Below are 251 nucleotides of genomic sequence, written 5' to 3'. Positions count from 1 at the left end.
CGGTTCAAGTACCCGCGCGCCACTCCGACTCCGCCGATGACCAGCTCGCCCAGCACCCCGACCGGCACCGGATTCAGGTGCGCGTCAACGATGTAGAACTTGGCGTTCAGCCACGCTTTGCCGATCGGCACATTGCCTGTCTGCGGCAGCTTCGCCAGCTCCTCGTCGTAGAAGCTGGAGTCGATCGCCGCTTCCGTCACGCCGTATGCGTTGATGATCCGGAACAACGAGCCGAAGCGTTCCTGCAAGGT

Annotated in this window: 1 protein-coding gene; it reads right to left on the bottom strand. The window is 62.9% G+C overall.

What is annotated here, in order from left to right; genetic code table 11:
* The coding region (locus G9G57_RS25480; protein ID WP_164965699.1) for an AMP-binding protein at positions 1 to 251 on the bottom strand (251 nt) is incomplete at both ends.

The organism is Paenibacillus sp. EKM211P (assembly GCF_011066175.1).
Lineage (GTDB): Bacteria > Bacillota > Bacilli > Paenibacillales > Paenibacillaceae > Paenibacillus > Paenibacillus polymyxa.
The sequence above is the reverse complement of the archived record's forward strand: the minus strand, read 5'-3'. Positions and strand labels throughout refer to the sequence as shown.